The sequence below is a fragment of the Rhizobium sp. BK379 genome (assembly GCF_014193955.1).
GTDB lineage: Bacteria > Pseudomonadota > Alphaproteobacteria > Rhizobiales > Rhizobiaceae > Rhizobium.
On record NZ_JACIAD010000001.1, the window covers coordinates 773,989 to 790,310 of the forward strand.

Annotated in this window: 21 protein-coding genes; 8 read left to right on the forward strand and 13 right to left on the reverse strand. The window is 62.4% G+C overall.

Translation table 11 applies throughout. From position 1 onward, the window contains the following. Positions 1-45 precede the first annotated feature (45 nt). The 3 genes from FHT93_RS03935 to FHT93_RS03945 form a co-directional block, all read right to left on the reverse strand. A complete protein-coding gene (locus tag FHT93_RS03935) occupies positions 46-882 on the reverse strand; it encodes a dienelactone hydrolase family protein (RefSeq protein ID WP_183846166.1) in 837 nt (278 codons plus the stop codon). 241 nt (positions 883-1,123) lie between these two features. Beyond that, positions 1,124-1,576, reverse strand: coding sequence for a hypothetical protein (locus FHT93_RS03940; protein WP_183846168.1), 453 nt, complete (start codon positions 1,574-1,576; stop codon positions 1,124-1,126). Positions 1,577-1,629: 53 nt separating this feature from the next. Next, entirely contained in the window at positions 1,630-2,235 is a 606-nt protein-coding gene (locus tag FHT93_RS03945; protein WP_113117685.1) for a J domain-containing protein, read from the reverse strand. Positions 2,236-2,954: 719 nt separating this feature from the next. On the opposite strand from FHT93_RS03945, the gene FHT93_RS03950 reads away from it, so the two are divergent. Further along, the gene (locus tag FHT93_RS03950) at positions 2,955-3,167 is read left to right on the forward strand and encodes a cold-shock protein (RefSeq protein WP_007818490.1); all 213 of its coding nucleotides are present in this window, start codon (positions 2,955-2,957) and stop codon (positions 3,165-3,167) included. Positions 3,168-3,438: 271 nt separating this feature from the next. Here FHT93_RS03950 and FHT93_RS03955 read toward each other — a convergent pair whose 3' ends face one another. Next, positions 3,439-3,819: a helix-turn-helix domain-containing protein gene (locus tag FHT93_RS03955; RefSeq protein WP_183846170.1), complete on the reverse strand. Its 381-nt coding sequence runs from the start codon at positions 3,817-3,819 to the stop codon at positions 3,439-3,441. A 47-nt stretch (positions 3,820-3,866) separates the two neighbouring features. On the opposite strand from FHT93_RS03955, the gene FHT93_RS03960 reads away from it, so the two are divergent. Further along, positions 3,867-4,676 carry an SDR family NAD(P)-dependent oxidoreductase gene (locus tag FHT93_RS03960; protein ID WP_183846172.1) on the forward strand — a complete coding sequence of 270 codons (810 nt, stop codon included), beginning with the start codon at positions 3,867-3,869 and terminating at the stop codon, positions 4,674-4,676. A 163-nt stretch (positions 4,677-4,839) separates the two neighbouring features. After that, on the forward strand, positions 4,840-5,730 hold the full coding sequence (locus FHT93_RS03965) for an MBL fold metallo-hydrolase (RefSeq protein WP_183846174.1): 891 nt from the start codon (positions 4,840-4,842) through the stop codon (positions 5,728-5,730). Positions 5,731-5,831: 101 nt separating this feature from the next. Here the strand turns inward: FHT93_RS03965 and FHT93_RS03970 are convergent, their stop codons facing one another. The 5 genes from FHT93_RS03970 to FHT93_RS03990 form a co-directional block, all read right to left on the reverse strand. Then, on the reverse strand, positions 5,832-6,119 hold the full coding sequence (locus tag FHT93_RS03970) for a hypothetical protein (RefSeq protein WP_112971979.1): 288 nt from the start codon (positions 6,117-6,119) through the stop codon (positions 5,832-5,834). Positions 6,120-6,308: 189 nt separating this feature from the next. After that, positions 6,309-6,626, reverse strand: a complete 318-nt coding sequence (locus tag FHT93_RS03975; RefSeq protein WP_183846176.1) for a hypothetical protein — start codon at positions 6,624-6,626, stop codon at positions 6,309-6,311. Then, complete coding sequence (locus FHT93_RS03980; RefSeq protein ID WP_183846178.1) at positions 6,623-6,814, reverse strand: hypothetical protein; 192 nt, start codon at positions 6,812-6,814, stop codon at positions 6,623-6,625. The genes FHT93_RS03975 and FHT93_RS03980 overlap by 4 nt, the downstream gene beginning before the upstream one ends. Positions 6,815-6,897: 83 nt before the next feature. Beyond that, positions 6,898-7,452 carry an alpha/beta fold hydrolase gene (locus tag FHT93_RS03985; protein WP_183846180.1) on the reverse strand — a complete coding sequence of 185 codons (555 nt, stop codon included), beginning with the start codon at positions 7,450-7,452 and terminating at the stop codon, positions 6,898-6,900. 119 nt (positions 7,453-7,571) lie between these two features. Next, positions 7,572-8,714 carry an NAD(P)/FAD-dependent oxidoreductase gene (locus FHT93_RS03990; protein ID WP_183846183.1) on the reverse strand — a complete coding sequence of 381 codons (1,143 nt, stop codon included), beginning with the start codon at positions 8,712-8,714 and terminating at the stop codon, positions 7,572-7,574. A 77-nt stretch (positions 8,715-8,791) separates the two neighbouring features. Here FHT93_RS03990 and FHT93_RS03995 point away from each other — a divergent pair, with 77 nt between their 5' ends. Next, positions 8,792-9,508 carry a TetR/AcrR family transcriptional regulator gene (locus FHT93_RS03995; RefSeq protein ID WP_183846185.1) on the forward strand — a complete coding sequence of 239 codons (717 nt, stop codon included), beginning with the start codon at positions 8,792-8,794 and terminating at the stop codon, positions 9,506-9,508. Positions 9,509-9,570: 62 nt separating this feature from the next. On the opposite strand, the gene FHT93_RS04000 is transcribed toward FHT93_RS03995, so the two are convergent. From FHT93_RS04000 to FHT93_RS04010, 3 genes are all read right to left on the reverse strand, one after another. Next, positions 9,571-10,758 carry an arabinose transporter gene (locus FHT93_RS04000; RefSeq protein WP_183846187.1) on the reverse strand — a complete coding sequence of 396 codons (1,188 nt, stop codon included), beginning with the start codon at positions 10,756-10,758 and terminating at the stop codon, positions 9,571-9,573. Positions 10,759-10,928: 170 nt separating this feature from the next. Next, entirely contained in the window at positions 10,929-11,558 is a 630-nt protein-coding gene (locus FHT93_RS04005) for a GNAT family N-acetyltransferase (protein WP_183846189.1), read from the reverse strand. Positions 11,559-11,617: 59 nt separating this feature from the next. Then, on the reverse strand, positions 11,618-12,448 hold the full coding sequence (locus FHT93_RS04010; RefSeq protein WP_183846191.1) for a glycosyltransferase family 25 protein: 831 nt from the start codon (positions 12,446-12,448) through the stop codon (positions 11,618-11,620). 215 nt (positions 12,449-12,663) lie between these two features. Between FHT93_RS04010 and FHT93_RS04015 the strand changes: the two genes are divergently transcribed. Continuing rightward, positions 12,664-13,095, forward strand: coding sequence for a hypothetical protein (locus FHT93_RS04015; protein ID WP_183846193.1), 432 nt, complete (start codon positions 12,664-12,666; stop codon positions 13,093-13,095). A 172-nt stretch (positions 13,096-13,267) separates the two neighbouring features. On the opposite strand, the gene FHT93_RS04020 is transcribed toward FHT93_RS04015, so the two are convergent. Further along, positions 13,268-14,053 (reverse strand): YdcF family protein, encoded by a 786-nt coding sequence (locus FHT93_RS04020; RefSeq protein ID WP_183846195.1) that lies wholly within the window; start codon positions 14,051-14,053, stop codon positions 13,268-13,270. Positions 14,054-14,358: 305 nt separating this feature from the next. On the opposite strand from FHT93_RS04020, the gene FHT93_RS04025 reads away from it, so the two are divergent. From FHT93_RS04025 to FHT93_RS04035, 3 genes are read left to right on the forward strand one after another with little or no spacing between them, the layout of a single operon-like run. Beyond that, positions 14,359-15,300: a glycine betaine ABC transporter substrate-binding protein gene (locus FHT93_RS04025; RefSeq protein WP_183846197.1), complete on the forward strand. Its 942-nt coding sequence runs from the start codon at positions 14,359-14,361 to the stop codon at positions 15,298-15,300. Continuing rightward, entirely contained in the window at positions 15,297-15,956 is a 660-nt protein-coding gene (locus tag FHT93_RS04030; protein WP_162710184.1) for a L,D-transpeptidase, read from the forward strand. The genes FHT93_RS04025 and FHT93_RS04030 overlap by 4 nt, the downstream gene beginning before the upstream one ends. Positions 15,957-16,001: 45 nt before the next feature. Next, positions 16,002-16,316, forward strand: coding sequence for a hypothetical protein (locus tag FHT93_RS04035; protein ID WP_112971969.1), 315 nt, complete (start codon positions 16,002-16,004; stop codon positions 16,314-16,316). Positions 16,317-16,322 lie beyond the last annotated feature (6 nt).

Here is a 16,322-nt window from a genome sequence, read left to right on the forward strand (position 1 = left end):
GATGCGGGCCTGCTCCTCGCCTTCGTCATCGCCGCCGAGCAGGCGCTATTTGCCGACATATGCCTTCAGGAAGGCTTGAACGCTGGCGATCGACTGTTCCGCCGCGGCAGCATTATATTCCTCCACATGCCCGAAGACCGTCTTCGGCTTGGTCATGGCTTCATCATCGAAATCATGACGCGCGCCGGGATAGATATGCAATTCGACCGGCGGCCCCTTGCCGCTGAGATTGGCGATCCGCTGCCGGCAACGCTCCGCCGGGCTCCAGTCATCAAGATCGCCATTCAGGATCAGCGTCGGCACCGTCGCATCGCTCTCATGTGGCGCACAGACCGGATAGTAGGCAACCGCCGCCTTGAATTTCTCATCCATGAATTGCTCGTTTCCCTCGATCTTCGTCGCCTCCAGCGTCGCAATCCCACCCGCCGAGAAGCCCATCAGCGCGACGCGCGAGGCATCGACGAAGCCGCTCTTCGTCAGGAAGTCCAGCGCCCCATAGGCATCGAACACCCGATCGGGAAGATAGGTCTTGCAACTGTTCTCGATGTTGCGCGTGGTGAAACTGTCGACCACGAGTGTGACATAACCCCAGGAGACCAGCCGCTCCGGCCAGACGTCTCTCACATGCGGATGGATGCCCCCGCATCCGTGCATCAGCACGACAGCCGGAAACGGCCCGTCGCCTTGCGGGCGGGTGAGATAACCGATCAATGGGGTCGCCTGCGGTACCGGCGGCACCTCGCCCTGCTCTTTCGCCTTGCGCTCCAGAAACGGGCTCGGCTTCACGACGGCACTGTCGAAGTGCACGAGTTCGTCGGCTTGGGCCTGCGGAAGGATGAAAAGGGAGACCGTGAGACAGAGGAGGAACTGGAAGAACTTCACGGGATGACCTCGTTCCGGATGACAGGCTTAAGCCCACAGCGGCAACATGGATGAAGTGATGCGAGGGTCAAGGTGATGCGGCAGAGAGGCGCAGTGCGCCCTCTTCCCTCATCTCCTCCTCGTGCTGGCACGAGGGATGGCACAGAGATCCAGCGCGCCCAAGCCCTTGAGCAGGAGAGACTTTATTGTTCGCCGCTAGTGGTCATTCAGCGCGGGAATGACAGTATTGCCGATGTCACCCTCACGGGTACCAGAAGCCTTCACCCTCTTCGCGAGCCATCGCTTTCCAGGCACTGTCATGTTGCCTCACATCAGCGAAACGCCGCTCAACCGTCCTCAGAACCTTCTGATCATCCGTGATGACTTCGTAGAACGTACTGTCGATCGCCCGGATGACGACCCAGGCCCGGTCGGGGTTGGCCGGCAGCGATCCGGTAAACTCTCCCCATATGACCTGAAGCGTGTCCTGCGCCGCTGCCGCCAGATCCCGACCGCTCACGGGCTTGCCAGACTGCGCCATCGCATGCAGAAGCTCACCGCCGGGACCGTTGGCATCGAACCACGGATAGCCTGCATCGACCGCCGACACTTTCCATGAAGCCTTCAGGGAGCGAGGCACAAGGCACTGCAGGAAATCACGCAAATCGAAAGGAAGTGCTCGTTCGTGAGGGCCATAGATTCTCAAGGTCTTCATGGCGCATGACCCGAATGCGAGACGGTTCAATGGCTAAATGCGGAGGTGAACCCCTACTCCGCAGCCTCCCCCCGCTGCGGCTCCACCACCTCCACCGTCACCTCCTCCAGCGGCGCCAGAACCTCCACCTCATACGAGTAACCCTCGAGCATCGTATAGGTGTGCTCGATCGTCTCGATCTGCTTTTCCGTCTTGCGGATGGCGTCGGCGATGGCCTCGCTGCGGGCGCGCAGCATGGAGCCGAGCACGTCGGTTTCCGGGCGGCGGCCGAGGCGGTCTATGTGTTTGCGCACGCGGGCGCGGTGGCGTTCGAGCTCCAGGATGTGGAAGCGGCTCTTGACGATGTCGTCGGAGAGTTTGCGGCGCATGGCGGCCACGGGATCGAAGCTGCCGGGTTCGCGCTCGTCGAGGATCACCTCGTTGACCAGCGATTCCAGCATCAAGACGCCTTCGAGATCCCTGGGATCGGCAAGCTGCGGATCGTAGCCGGTATCGTCATAGACACGCCGGCGCACGGGATCCTGCAGCAGTTCATAGGCAATCTGCAGCCGGTTGAAATTGTCGACATCGCCACCGGCATCCGGATGCGCGCCCTTGGCGGCCTTGCGCCAGGCAAGCTTGATCGCCTCTCCACTGGCGTCGCGCTCCAGTCCGAGCATGGCATAAGGATCGATCACGCCGGCATTTCCTTCATTCACTGCTTCGTCCCTCCGAGACCTACCGGCTGGCAGACGCCGCATCAAGCCCCGAAACACGCTGCCATATTTGCGGCAGCTCGGGACGAAATTGTGGAACGGCGCCGATTTTCCCACAGATGAAAGGTTAATGCGACGAGTTTTCCCCTTTGGTGTGGCCGGCAGAAAGGCTCGATCCCACAGCACGGCCTGCCCTCGTTGCGAAGTTTGTGCGGCCGCTGCCTAAAAAAGCCATGGCCGGCCCGCCGCATACCTCGGCCAGCAGTAGTATCGAACCACGCCCAGGTTGCAAATGCGACCCCCGTCCCGCAATGATACAGATCCGTCAGCATAGACTAACGCTCTGCCAACCATTTGAATCATCATCAATTCTCGCAACCGCGAAAGACATGCCACAATATTACCGCTTGCTTTTTGCCCGAAATGCTGGCACCAACTGCGACACTCGGGCATTTCGCATGCCGGTGACTGGACTGAAGTGGTAATGTCCGGCTGGAGCGCCAATTCCGGTTGGGCGGCATGGGTGACACCCATGTGCGTAGATGTTCTTTCCCCGTACGTGACGTCTCGACTGACCCTTCGCGTCCGGCTTCCAGGCCGAAACGCGAAAGCTAAAGCCGTCCGCCTCCCCACCGCCGGGGGTGCGGATAAACTAACTACCAATGGGAAAAGGACTATCCCCCATGGCCACCAAGGGCACCGTAAAATTCTTCAACCAGGACAAGGGTTTTGGTTTCATCACGCCGGAAGGCGGCGCGAAGGACGTTTTCGTCCACATCTCCGCTCTCCAGGCTTCTGGCATCCAGTCGCTCCGCGAAGGCCAGCAGGTTTCCTTCGACACCGAGCCGGATCGCATGGGCAAGGGCCCGAAGGCCGTCAACATCCAGGCCTTCTGATCTGATTCAGGTCTTTCTGCTTCGGCAGGCGACGGCGCTCCGCAAGGGGCGCCGTTTTTGTTTGCGGGTTCAAGGTTCGGATTCCAAAGACCCCTCCCCAACCCCTCCCCACAAGGGGGAGGGACTAACCCGAGGCGCCACCTCGCTCCTTCCAAAACGTCTGACATGTGGAAAGCGGGTGCGGCAAGGTAAGCCCCTCCCCCTTGTGGGGAGGGGTTGGGGCGGGGTCTTCAACCACCCGCACGAAGCCGCGTGATCTGAATGCGATCCGCTACCCTGCAGCAGAATAATCCCGCGAAAACTCCCGAGCCGCCATCAAGACCGGCATCAGCGCCCTGCCCGCCTGAGACAGCCGGTATTCCACGCGTGGCGGCTGCTCGCCGAAATCGCGCCGCTCGATCAGCCCGTCCTCTTCCATCTCCCGCAGGTGCTGTGTCAGCATCTTCTGAGAAATACCCGGCATGTCCCGCTTCAGCTGCAAGGTGCGTATCGAGGGCTCGGCAAAGAGCCGGAACAGGATCGGCAGTTTCCAGCGCCCGCTGATCATCTTCATGACCCGCGCCACATGCGCAACCGAGCCGTCAGGCCCGAGGCAGGCGGAGCGCTCGTCCTGGTCCATGGGCACTTTTAAGTGCGTAATTGTGTCGAGCATCGTCCTGTTCTTCTGTGTTGCATCGACTCCAAGATAGGGACACGGCCATGGATTTGAAACTCGACGGCAGGACAGCGCTTGTTACCGGCAGCAGCAAAGGCATAGGCGAAGCGATCGCGCGAGGGCTCGCCCGCGAGAAGGCTACCGTGATCGTCCACGGCCGCGACAGGGGCGAAACACAGCGCGTGGCCCGTGAGATCATTGCCGAAGGCGGCCGCGCCTATGCGGTCACCGGGGACCTCACCCTGGACGAAGAGGTGGAGGGACTGATCGCCGAGGCTCGCGCGCTTGCCGGCCACATCGACATCCTCATCAACAATGCCGGCGGTTCCGGCCAGCCGGAGGATTGGGCCGCAAGTCGTCCCGCCTCCTGGGCCGAAGCCTATGACCGCAATGTCCTGGCAGCCGTGAGGGTCACCACAAGGCTGCTGCCCGACATGCGCAAGGCAGGCTTCGGCCGCGTCGTCAACATTTCCAGCCTCGCAGGCCTGATGCCGCCTGCCGGCAGGCCGGATTATTCCGCCTGCAAGGCTGCCATGAACGCCATGACCTCTTCCATGGCCAAGGCAGTGGCGACCGAAGGCGTGACCGTCAACACGATCTCGCCGGGCACGATCCGCAGCGCCCGCCTCGACGCCCGCTTCCGCGAGGTGGCCGCCGAGCGCGGCGTGGCTGCCGATGCCGCGTGGGAGACGATCGAACAGGCGGTGCTGCCGCTTTTCGCCGAAGTGCCGCTTGGCCGCGTCGGGACGCTGGAGGAGATTGCCGATGCCGTCTCCTTCCTCGTCAGCCCGCGTGCTGCCTATATTACGGGAGTGAATCTCCGGGTCGATGGCGGCATGATGCCGGCGATCTGACGCTGAGGAGCCGCCCCGCGCGACGAGGGGGTTGGGAGGCCCCCGGAAATTCGGCCGCAAATGCCGTCAGCTCAAAAGCCGGTTTGCGTCAATTGCGGTCATCGATACTATCCACGGGACCGCGAGGAGATTCTCCTGAGTTCCCAAGTTTCAGGGCATTGTGATGGCTATTGATGTCGAACTGACTACCTATCCCGGCCTCGATGAGCGCATCGTTGTGGTCCGGGCGGGTGATGAGGTCGACTGCGTGTTCGTACGCACCGAGCGGTTCAACGTTCTCGTAGACACGCTGGCCACGCCGAGCCTTTGTGCGCGGGCGATGGAGCTGCTTGCCGACCGAATTCATGATCGTCCCCTTGTGGTTATCAATTCCCACATGGATTGGGACCATTTCTGGGGCAACCTGGCCATCGGCAATGATGTGCCGATCATTGCCCACGACAAAGCGATCGAGAGACTGCGAGACCCATCCGCACAGAAAGAGCTTGCCGACAAGAGATCGCAGGAATCACGCTTCCACGACGTTGAAATCACAATGCCGACGATCAGCTTCTCAGGTGAAAGCATGACGCTGCACGGAGGGGATCTGACGCTGGAACTGCTGCATACACCCGGACATACGCCAGACCATGTTGCGGTCTGGATACCGGAGCTTCGGGTCTGCCTGGCCGTCGATGCAGTCGAATACCCTATTCCAGAAGTCTGGAGCCGATCGCCCGAAGATCTTCGCAGCCTTTGCCTGTCGCTCAGGAAAATCCGGGACCTGCAGCCACGTCACGTCATTCTTGCACATGGCCAAACCGCCGACCCTTCGATCGTCGAGCGCAACATCGCGTATTTCGGTAAATTGCGGGACACAGTCGCACAATTGCCGGAGGGCCTCTTGGTCCAGGACGCGTTGAATGAGCAGCCCGGCTGCAGGATCGAGGAGTTCGTCGCTTTTCCTGCTGGCATGCCCACGGAAACGCGGGCCTTCTACCGGCGCTGCCATAAGTCGAATCTGGATGCGGCCGTGGCTGCCCGGCTGGCAGGAATGGATTTTACCGGGTCGTGAGCTCTGAGTTCGGCCATCGGCACGAAACGGAGCAGTCCGCAAAGGCCCGCAAGCTGCCATTGGCGGAATCTTCCGCACAATGGCGAAGCGCCTCCTCGCGATTAACGCCCGGCGCGATAGGCTCCGATATACTCCCCCCGCTTCCAGAGCCCGGCACGTAACCGCGCCTCGACGCCTTCGGATGTCACCGCCCGCAGACACAACATCCGGTCGGCAATCGCCTCTCCCGGCTGCAGGATCTCCTCGATGGCGGCGGCCTCCTGCGCGGTATCGGCATAATCGGGCATGGCATCCAGGCGCCGTTCCGCAAGTCTCGCCGCTTCGTGCAACTCTCCGCAGAGCAGGATGAGCACTGTATCATCGCCCCCTGGGAGCGGGCAGGCCTGCATGCAAAACTCTCCTCACTGGACCTCGCTGTCGTCATAAAGTTGTACCCGTCATCGCCGCCAACAATCAAGGAAATTATTCCTATCATCGTTCACGATCCATAACGGAGGAGACTTTTCAGCGATCCGGAAAGCGCGAAAGCGGAGAAAGGCAAGGTCTGTCTTCCGCACCGCCGCCCGAGAATACAGCGCTCAGGCCGCCTCGCTGTGGCGTTCCACGAGCTCGGCCCATTCCATTGCCGCGTGCCGGCCGAGCACCGTCTTGTCATTGCCGATAACGGCGGCGATGCGCCGGAAGAGTTCGTCGGCAAAGGGCGCGGGCCTGCCGGATTCGGCATTGCCGGTCGGGCGAAGTACCGTGCCCTCGGCAAGATGGATCATCTCGACGCTGAAGCCCTCATGATCGCCCGAGAGCTCGGCCGAACCATAGAGCAGCAGGCCGTTATCGTTGCGGCCGAGAATGGGAATGACGAGTTCGTCGAAATCGAAGCGCAGGCAGAACGTGTTCATCGAACGACGACCTCCTGCTTGATGCGCTCCGCATGGATGAGCTGGCGCTCATGACGGCCGGCGAGCAGGACCACGAAGCCGGCGGCAAGAAAGAGTCCGGCCAGCGGCTGGATCATGCCGATGGCATGAGGGCGGCAACCGGCCTGCTCCGGCACCTTACCCCCTGTTCCGGAATGCTCAGACACCATGCGCCAGCTCCTGCATCGGCTTTGATTTCAGCGAAGCAGGAGGATGCGATGGCAACGGTTGTCGGATGGAATGGGGCGGCCGCCTATGCGTCCAGCGAGACTATATCCTTGGCGACGTCGGCGAGATCACTGTCGAGCTGATGATCGCGCCCCGGCAGCGCGCAGACGACCGCATCCGGGATCGCCCTGGCGTAAAGCTCGATATGGGCAAAGGGCACGGTATCGTCTTCGCTGCCGTGATAGATGAGCACGGGCAGGCCCTCCGGCAGGCTTTCGGAAAAGTCGTCGCACTCGGCAATCTCATCGCTCTCCCACCCGCCCTCGCCCATGAAGGGCGGCGCGATGAGGATGACCGCGCCTGGCTCGAATGTCGGCCAGTCCTCGGCAAGCGTATGCAGAAGCACGGTGCCGCCGAAGGAATGGCCGATCAGGATGGCGCCATCCTCAAGGGTTTGGAACTCGGCGACGATAGCAGCTTTCCAGGCCTTGTAATGCGGATCGCCCTCATCGGGCATGCGGGGATAGCGGATGGCGTAGGCATCGCCGAGTTCACGCGCCAGGCTGTCGACGAGCTTGTTGTCCCACTGGTCATGCGTGGTTTCGCCCGCGCCCTGGATGAAGAGGATCTGTGTTGGCATGGAAGTGTCCCCTGATGTCGCCATCAGGGAGATGGGTCATCGCAGCGGCAGGACAAGATTGATGGCCTACACCGCGATGGCGTTCTCTTTCGCTCAGGCAATCTGCCCGGACGTCGATCTCAGGAATTCGGGATTCCGAGAAGCTCCTGCTCGAAAGCCTCGACCAGCCCGTAAGGGGCCGTTTCGTCGAACAGAAGCATGGTGAGCTTGGAAGCCTCCACTGCCGCTGTCGTACTGCGCGCAAAGAGCTCCCTTTCATATGAAAGCAGTGCAGCATCGATATCGCCAGACGACGCCGCGATGGACTTGCCGAGTTCGGCGCCGTCATAGATCGCGAGATTGGCGCCTTCTCCCGACGGCACCATCAGATGCGCGGCATCGCCGAGAAGGGTCACGCCGGGAACCCGGCTCCATCGATGCGTCTCCGGCAGCGTGTGGATGATACGTGGCACCGGCCCCACGTCGCATCCGGTGATCAGCGCCGTCAGCGATGGAGCCCAGCCGTCGAATTCCGCGGCAATGCGGCTTGTGGCAGCTGCCCGGTCAGAGACGTCGATGCTGTCGACCCACGCCTTCGGCCTTCGCAGGGCGATATAGGCGTGCAGCACCCCGTCCGGCTCGCGATGCGCCATGATGCCCTTGCCGGGTGCAAGTGCGAACATCGAGCCGCCGCCAACAGCCTGCGCGCTGTCGGGGTGACGGACATCGGCATCGTTGAGCCATGTCTCGAAGAAAACCAGCCCGGTATAGGTCGGCGTCGCATCCGTCAGGAGCGGCCGCACTTTCGACCAGGCGCCGTCGGCGCCGATCAGCAGATCGGTCGTCACAAGCTGCCCGTCAGCGAATATGAGTTCGTGTCGCCCATCGCCAAGGGATCGTGCCGACGAGAGCTTGCAGCCCCAGTGCACCGTATCCTCCGGCAGAGACTCCAGGAGAATGCGCCTCAGTTCGCCTCGCTGCACTTCGGGACGCCCGCCCTTCCCGTCATCGGGATTGTCCATGAGGAGCGTCCCGTCCTTGTCGAAGAAGCGGGATTGCTGTCCGCCGGGATGGATAAGTTCGAGGAACTGTTCGTAAAGGCCTGCGTCCTTCAGGCCGAGCTGGCCGTTGAAATCGTGGATGTCGAGCATGCCGCCCTGCGATCTCGCCTCGGGAGAGGCATCGCCTTCATAGACCGTAGCGCGGATGCCGTTGATGTGAAGGACCCGCGCAAGGACGAGGCCGCCGAGGCCGGCGCCGATGATGGCAACAGGAATATGCATGTCAGTTCTCCGGAATTATTTAAAATGGAATGTCATTCCATAGTTGGAATGTCGTTCCATCCATGTCAAGGTGAGGCATGAGAAAACCCGATGGAAAGCGAAGACAGGATTCACTGACGAGGGAGCGCGTCGTCGATGCGTCCATCGCCATTCTCGACGAGGGCGGAGAAAAGGGGCTGACCTTCCAGGCCCTTGCAAAGAGACTGAAGACAGGCGCCGGCGCGATCTACTGGCATGTCGAAAACAAGAGCGACCTCCTCGTGGCTGCCTCCGATGCGATCGTTATCAACGTGATCGCCGCGCGTTCCGCCGGCGGATCTCCCGCAGGTAAGATCCGCGCCCTCGCCCTCGACCTGTTCGACGCGCTGGACGAGCGTCCATGGCTTGGCTCGGCCCTGGCGCAGGCGCCGGGATCGATGCCGACGATCCGCATCCTCGAACATCTCGGCCGGCAGGTTCGGGCGATGGGCGTGCCGCATGACGATGAATGGACTGTTGTGGCCGCGCTTCTGAACTATGTGCTCGGCGTGGGGGGCCAGAACGCGGCCAATGCCGAGATGGCGCGAATGCAGCATCTCGAGCGCGACGCATTCCTCGGCGAGATCGCGCTGAGATTATCGGCCCTCGATCCCGAGGATTTCCCCTTCGTGCAGAGCATCGCCCCGAAAGTGCCTGACCATGACGACCGCGCCGACTTCCTGACCGGTATTGACCTCTTTCTTGATGGCATCGCGCGAAGGATCGCCGGCAGCCTCGCGGCTTCGGGCAGCGCGGCAGGGAAAGAACAGCCGTAACAGGCAAGAGATGATGGAGGCGAGGAAACATCCTCGCCTCCAGCAACGGAAAGGCCGCCACGTCACCCTGCAGTGACCGCCTTGCTTCTCCGCAACACTACAGCGACGACAAACCCGCAGATTGCCGTCATTCCGCCGACCAAAAACACGCTGCCGTAACCAGCCCGGTCCGCCAGCACGCCGGCGAGCGGCCCGGTCAGTCCGTAGGCGAGATCCTGAAAGGCCGAGAAGCCGCCGAGCGCCGTGCCACGCAGATGCGGCGCCACGAGATGCACGACCTCTCGCCCCATGGCGGGAAAGATCATCGAGCAGCCGAGGCCGGTCATGAAGGCGCCGATGAGCGCCACAGTGGGATCGGCCGCCGTCCAGATCAGCAACTGCCCCATCGCCTCGACCGCAAGCGAAACCACGGCGACCGCGAGCCCGCCGTAACGATCCGGCAGGTGGCCGAAGAGGAGGCGTACCAGCACGAAGCCGCAGCCGAAGGCAGTCAGCCCGAGGCCGGCATGATCCCAGCCGAGATCGCGGAAATAGAGCGTGAAGAAGGAGCCGATCGCCGCAAAGCCCATGCCCTGCAGGCAGACGATCAGCCCATGCAGCCAGATGCGGCCGATGACGGCGGCAAGCGGCGGCCGCTCCCTGTCTGGATGGGCGGCGACGGCCGGCACGCTGCGGATTGCCGCAAGCCCCAGCAGGGGCAGCGCGGCGCCGACGGCCATCGTCCCGGCAAAGCCAATGTCGTCGAGGAGCAGCAGGCCGAGCGGCCCGCCAAGCCCGAGCGCGCCGTAGATCGCCGCGCCGATGAGCGCCAGCACCCGGCCGGAGCGCTGCGGCCCGACAAGCCCGATACCCCAGGCAATAACGCCGACGGCGACAAGGCTTTCGCCAAGCCCGATCAACAGCCGCCCGGCAACCAGTACGGCGAAGGCCGTGACCGGGTTCTGCAGCGACAGCCCCGCGGCAAGCGAGATCAGTGCACCCGCGACATAGAAGGCGAGGCCACGCTGCACGGCGACCTTGGCGCCCCTGCTATCCGCCAGCCCGCCGGCATAACCGCGGGTAAGGATGGTGGCGAGAAAGGCGATGCCGACGCCGAGACCCGCCCAGCCATTGCTCAGGCCGAGCGCACCCGTCACGAAGACCGGCACCACGGGAAGCGCGATCGCGACGCAGAGATAGGAGATGAAGAGGATCGCGGTCAGCAGGTAAAGCCTGGCCTGTTCGCGATCACTGGTAAGACGGAAAGCCATGAAAACCTCCTGGCTGTTCCCTCGTCGACGGGCACAAAAAAACGCACTCCGACCGGCGAGGATCGATAAGTGCGTTGCTTGACGTCAAACGCTTACGGCCAGAGGACTGGCATGGGCCGGGAGATACGGGATATGTGGGCGGGTGTCAACGGTTGAGGATCGTGGCAGCCCTATCGTCCCGGTGCGATCTCTGTCAGCACCCGCGTCATGAAGAGACTTATTGATGTCGCCGTATAGGGCGCAAAAGGCTCGCATGGCGCGTACCCGCCGCGGCGGTACAGCTGCTGTGCTTCGGTATTGCGCGTTCCGACTTCGAGCAGCATGGCCCAAGCTCCGAGCGTCAGGGCCTGAGCCTCCGCTCGCCGAAGCAACGCCATGCCAACACCCGCCCCCCGTGCGCCGGCATCCACGATCATGCGTTTGAGTTCCGTGGTTCCGTCACCGCGCTCAAACAGAACGCAAAGTCCGACCGCCCTCTCGGCGAGACGCGCAATAAGGACATGCGTGCCCGGCTTTGCCAGCGACTCCGCGGTGATCGGTCGCCGGTATTCACCCGGATAGAGGACAGAGGCGACAGAATCCGACTGTGACAGAAGTGCCGAGACTTCGCTCTGCAGCGCAGTTTCAATATTGACGGAAACCTCAAACGACACGCCGGAACTGACCTCATCGACATCAGAAAAGCGCAGCTGAATACGGCCGCCGCACCTTGTCAACAACCTCCCTGAAAAGCTACCGGTGTCAGATCGTGAGCGGCGTAACATCAGGGTATTATTGGCCGGATTGAGTGCTGAGCCCACAGCCTTCCTTCCTCATTCCTCTGACAAGCACAGGAATGAGAGAAGAGAAGGACGCTACCCTACCCGACCACCGGCACCAGCAGCAGCCCCAGCTGGGCCGATTTCACCACGGCCTCGTTGAACCGTGAGCGATCGACGAGAACATCCCGCTTCTTCCCCCACAACAGGCCGGCAATGAGGTTTCTCGCCTTGATGCCTTCGAGCTCCATCCGGCGTGCGAACCTGCGTATCTTGCTGAGCGGCAGGAAGACCAGGTCCTTTTCCGGGCGCACGAAATCGGCGCTCTCGGCCTCGGTTTCCAGAAACCGCTGTTGAATGACCGGCGCCGGCTCGATCTGGTAGGCGGCGAGCCAGGAGCAGTGCCAGAAATGCGCGTCGATCAGCGAATAGGTGGTGGTTTCGGAGAGCATGCGTTTTGCCGCCTCGGGGCCGATGACATAGCCTGCCAGCCCTACCCGGTTCTGATAGACGCGGGTGGCGCCAAAACCGCCGGCCTCATCCTGCCACGCGCGCTTGCGGTTGAGGATATGACGCCGTGGGGCGAATTCGAGGTCGTAGACGGTGTTCCATGCCTCGTTGCGCGCTTCGATATTGGCAAGAACGGCCGCGATATCGTCCGACAGCACCGCATCGTCTTCGAGGATGAGTGTCTTCGCACCATGCTCGACCACTGTTTGCCAGGCCTTGCGGTGGGAGTGGAAGCAGGCGATGTCCTGCCGCCGCGTCGGGCTCGGCCAGTTGCTGGCGGCCGTCTGGCATTCCTCGTCCGACAGGTCCGCCGCCTCGAATGCATCGAGAAACTCGTAGGAAAGGCCAAGTGCGGCCATCTGCCGGATCTGGAAGCTCCGCCGAACCTCCTCCGCCTTCCTGCTGATGATCAATATTCTCAAGAGAGCTCCCTGGCGCCCGATGCTGCCCCGCGCAAACATATAGCCATGTTCCGATGCGAGCAAAAGTGCGGAATTCGCCAGGGTCCGGACTCATGGCAGGTCGGCGGTGAGGCAGACCGCAACCCATCGCCCGGAAGATCCAAAGGGGCGAATTGCTGGGGGAAGAGATAGCGAGTAGAATCCGGGAGGTTAATTCGACCATAGGGAGTGGGCCAATGAGCAGACTGTTAATCCTGTCAGCCAGTGCCATCCTGGCACTAACGTCCGTGGCGTCCGCTGCGCCGGCTATGCAACCGCTAAAGATTTCCAAGGAATGCAGCCAGTACACCGGCGAGACCCCGAGCTTCTGCACCATTACGGAATCGAACCTCGCGGCGATCCCGGCAGGCACAAGGATCTTGTACTATGGGCCGGTGACCGGCAGTCCCCTTTTCGGCAGCAGCACGGCTGTTATTGCGGTCGGAAACGGAGACACGGCGGTCGGGTACTGCGTCACCTATGACACCGCCAGCCCGATGCAGGGAACCTGTGCGTTCCATGCCGGCAGCGGAACGCTTGCCGGCTTCCAGGCAGTCGTCAAGGTCACGGTCGACGACAAGCAGATCTATCACTGGGACGGGGGCTACCTACTCGGCGCCGCCAAGTGAGAGCGAAGGAAACGCTGCTCTCGTCCGGCTGCTTGCCGTGAATCCATACCCCGAGTCATGACCAGCCGGTGACAGTGGCGGCGCCACAGACGGCTGCAAGGAAGCTCGTCGCTGATCGATCGTACCCGGGTTGCTATCCGGCGGAAGTCTTGCCGTCGAAAACCGCGTACCCTCACTGCGGATAGAGCGTCGAGACGCGCCCGGCGAAATAATAGGCGACGATGCCGATCCATTCCCGGATGCCCGTCGTCAACAGGTCGACATTGTCAATCGGATGGCCGACGGACAGCGTCAGGCCCTCTTCACCGGTCGTGCGGTAATCTGCGGACCAGGGTGTGACATCCATGCCGAGATTGCGGAAGATTGCCACTGCCCGTGGCATGTGGAAACCCGATGTCACGAGCAGGCAGTGGTTGAGGTTCAGCCGCTGCAGGATCGCCCTTGTATTGATGGCGTTCTCATAGGTATCGCGCGACTGCGTGTCATATTCGACGCGGGCCGGATCGATATGGAAATCGTCGAACATCCTGCGGATGACGTCCGCTTCCTTGACGTAGCCGCCGAGAAGACTGCCATCGCCGCCGGACATGATGACCTTGGCATCGGGATAGACACCGGCCAGCCGCACCGTTTCGATATAGCGATCGGCTGCGTCATCCAGGTTGTAGCCGCCGCGCACGCCGTCGACCTTTGTCGCGATCCCGCCGCCAAGCAGGACGATGCAGGCGACATCGGCAGGTGCGGCCGGTCGCGGAAAACGATCCTCCAGCTCCTGCACGATCAGCGCACCTGATGTGGTGTAAAAGCTGACGAAGATGAGGACCAGCGACAGGAGCCCGGCCGCGATGGCGGAGCGCCGGAAGGAAAAGAACATCAGAAGCACGCTGAGCGCCATCAGGAGGAAGAAGATCGTCACCGGCTGGGAAACGATCCAGAAAATCTTGGCGAAAACAAACATGGGCGTGCTGGGTTCCTGCTGAAACGCGGCCACGAAACCTTATTCGCGGATTCGGGGCAAGTCCGGTTTTTCGTGTGAGGCCGCAGTGGCTGAGGAAAGTCTCTGCAGAGCGCAGCGGCGACCCGAGACCCTCCCCGCTTCGCGGTTCAACTCCTGAATTTACGCCGGAGTTTACCGTAACGTACTTCCCCGGCATGTGCACAATGTGCTTAGGACTCGGGCCTGCTGGGGAGCGGAAACGGAGGGTTTCTTTGAGACATCGTCAGAGGGAAAATCCGCAACGGCAGCGCTTTCGGGCGAGAGCCATGTTTGCCGTGACGGCATCGATCTTCATCGCTTCCGGCTCGGCGCACGCCGTCCAGGCAGCCGATCTCGTCATCGCCGTGCCCAACTGGCCGTCCGGCCAGGCGACCGCCAACATTCTCAAGGTTGCGATCGGCAAGACATTCGGCCTTGAGGCCGACCTGCGCGAGATGGGCGAGCTCAATGCCTTTGCCGGTCTCGAGAGCGGCGAGCTTGACATCCACCCGGAGGTCTGGCGGCCGAACCTCGATGCGGCGATCGAAAAATATGTCGATGACAAGAAGGCGGTAGTTCTGGCAAAACGCGCCGTTGCCGCCTGGCAGGGCCTCTGCGCCACCGAGGACGCCGAAAAGGCCGGCATCAAGAGTGTCAAGGACCTTTCGGACCCTGAAAAGGGCGCCCTGCTCGACACTGACGGTGATGGCCGCGGCGAACTCTGGATTGGTGCACCGACCTGGACCTCGGCAAGCATCGAGCGGGTACGCGCCCTGAGCTACGGCTACGCCAAGAACCTGGCGCTGGTGGAAGCGGAAGAGGATGTCGGCATGGCCGCCGTCGATGCCGCAGTCGCCACCGGCAGGCCGATGGTCTTTGCCTGCTACGCGCCGCACAACGTCTTCGAGCTGCACAAGGTGATACGGCTGCAGGAACCGGCCTATGATCCCGCAGAATGGAAGATCGCACCCGGCAGCGATCCTCTCTGGATCGAGCATTCGAAGGCCGATGTCGCCTGGCCGCCATCGGAATTCCACATCGCCTGGTCGGCAACCTTCGGTCAGAAACATGCCGATGTCGCCGCCTTCCTGCAGAAGGTCGACCTGACGCCGCAGGAAGTGACCATGATGACCTACGCGCTGCAGGTGGAGCGCACACCGCCTGCCGCCTATGCGGAAAAATGGGTGGCCGACAATGCCGCCCGCATCCAGGGATGGGCAAAGCCATGAGCCGGACATTGCAAAAAGCCGCCCTCGCCGCGCTCGCGCTTGGTTTCGCCGCCTGTGTCGCCCTTGCTGCCGGCACGCAGATCTACGATCCCAAGACGCGGCAATGGGTCGATTACGACAAGAACACGGCCCGCAAATATTTCGCCCGCAACAAGCAGGTTCCGGATGCCTTCCGCCGTCAGGTCGTGACCTTCCGCACGGCGGAGGAGCCGGGCACGATCATCATCGACGGCAACCAGCATTTTCTCTATCTCGTGCAGCCCGGCGGCCAGGCGATCCGCTACGGCATCGGGGTCGGGCGCGAAGGCTTCGGCTGGGCCGGTATCGTGCGCGTCGGGCGCACAGCCGAATGGCCGACCTGGACCCCGCCCGCCGAAATGGTGGCCCGCGATCCGAATGCCGCCAAATGGGCAGCCGGCCAGCCCGGCGGCCCGGACAACCCGCTCGGCGCCCGCGCCCTCTATCTCTATGCCGGCGACGCCGACACGATCTACCGCATCCACGGAACGCCGGAATCCTGGTCGATCGGCCTCGACGTATCCTCGGGCTGCATTCGCATGAACAATGACGACATCATCGACCTGCACTCACGGATCAAGGTCGGCGCCAAGGTCATCGTCCTGATGCAGGGCGCAGCCCTCTACAAGGGCGTCTGACGGTGGATGGCATCAGAGCGTGAGTGTTTCAAACGGGGGATCAACATGCGCATTTTCCTGAAGAGCCGGCCGCTTCCGGCCCTGCTCCTTTGCTCGCTCTCGGCATTGGCGGCCTGCCAGTCGGCCCCGCCGCCGGACCAGATGTCGCGCACGGCGGTCGAGACCGCGCCCGCCGACCTGCAGCTCCTCTGCGCCGATGCCGCCGCCAAGCAGGCCGGTCTCGACAGGGCGAAAATCCTGCCGACCGGCTCGCGCCCGGTCGAAGCCGGCGGCTTCAGCGTCGATCTCGATGCCTCCGGCCGCAAGTTCGCCTGCGTCATTGACCGCACGGGCGTGGTGAGGAGCGTTCAGCCGGCCTAGGCGCGG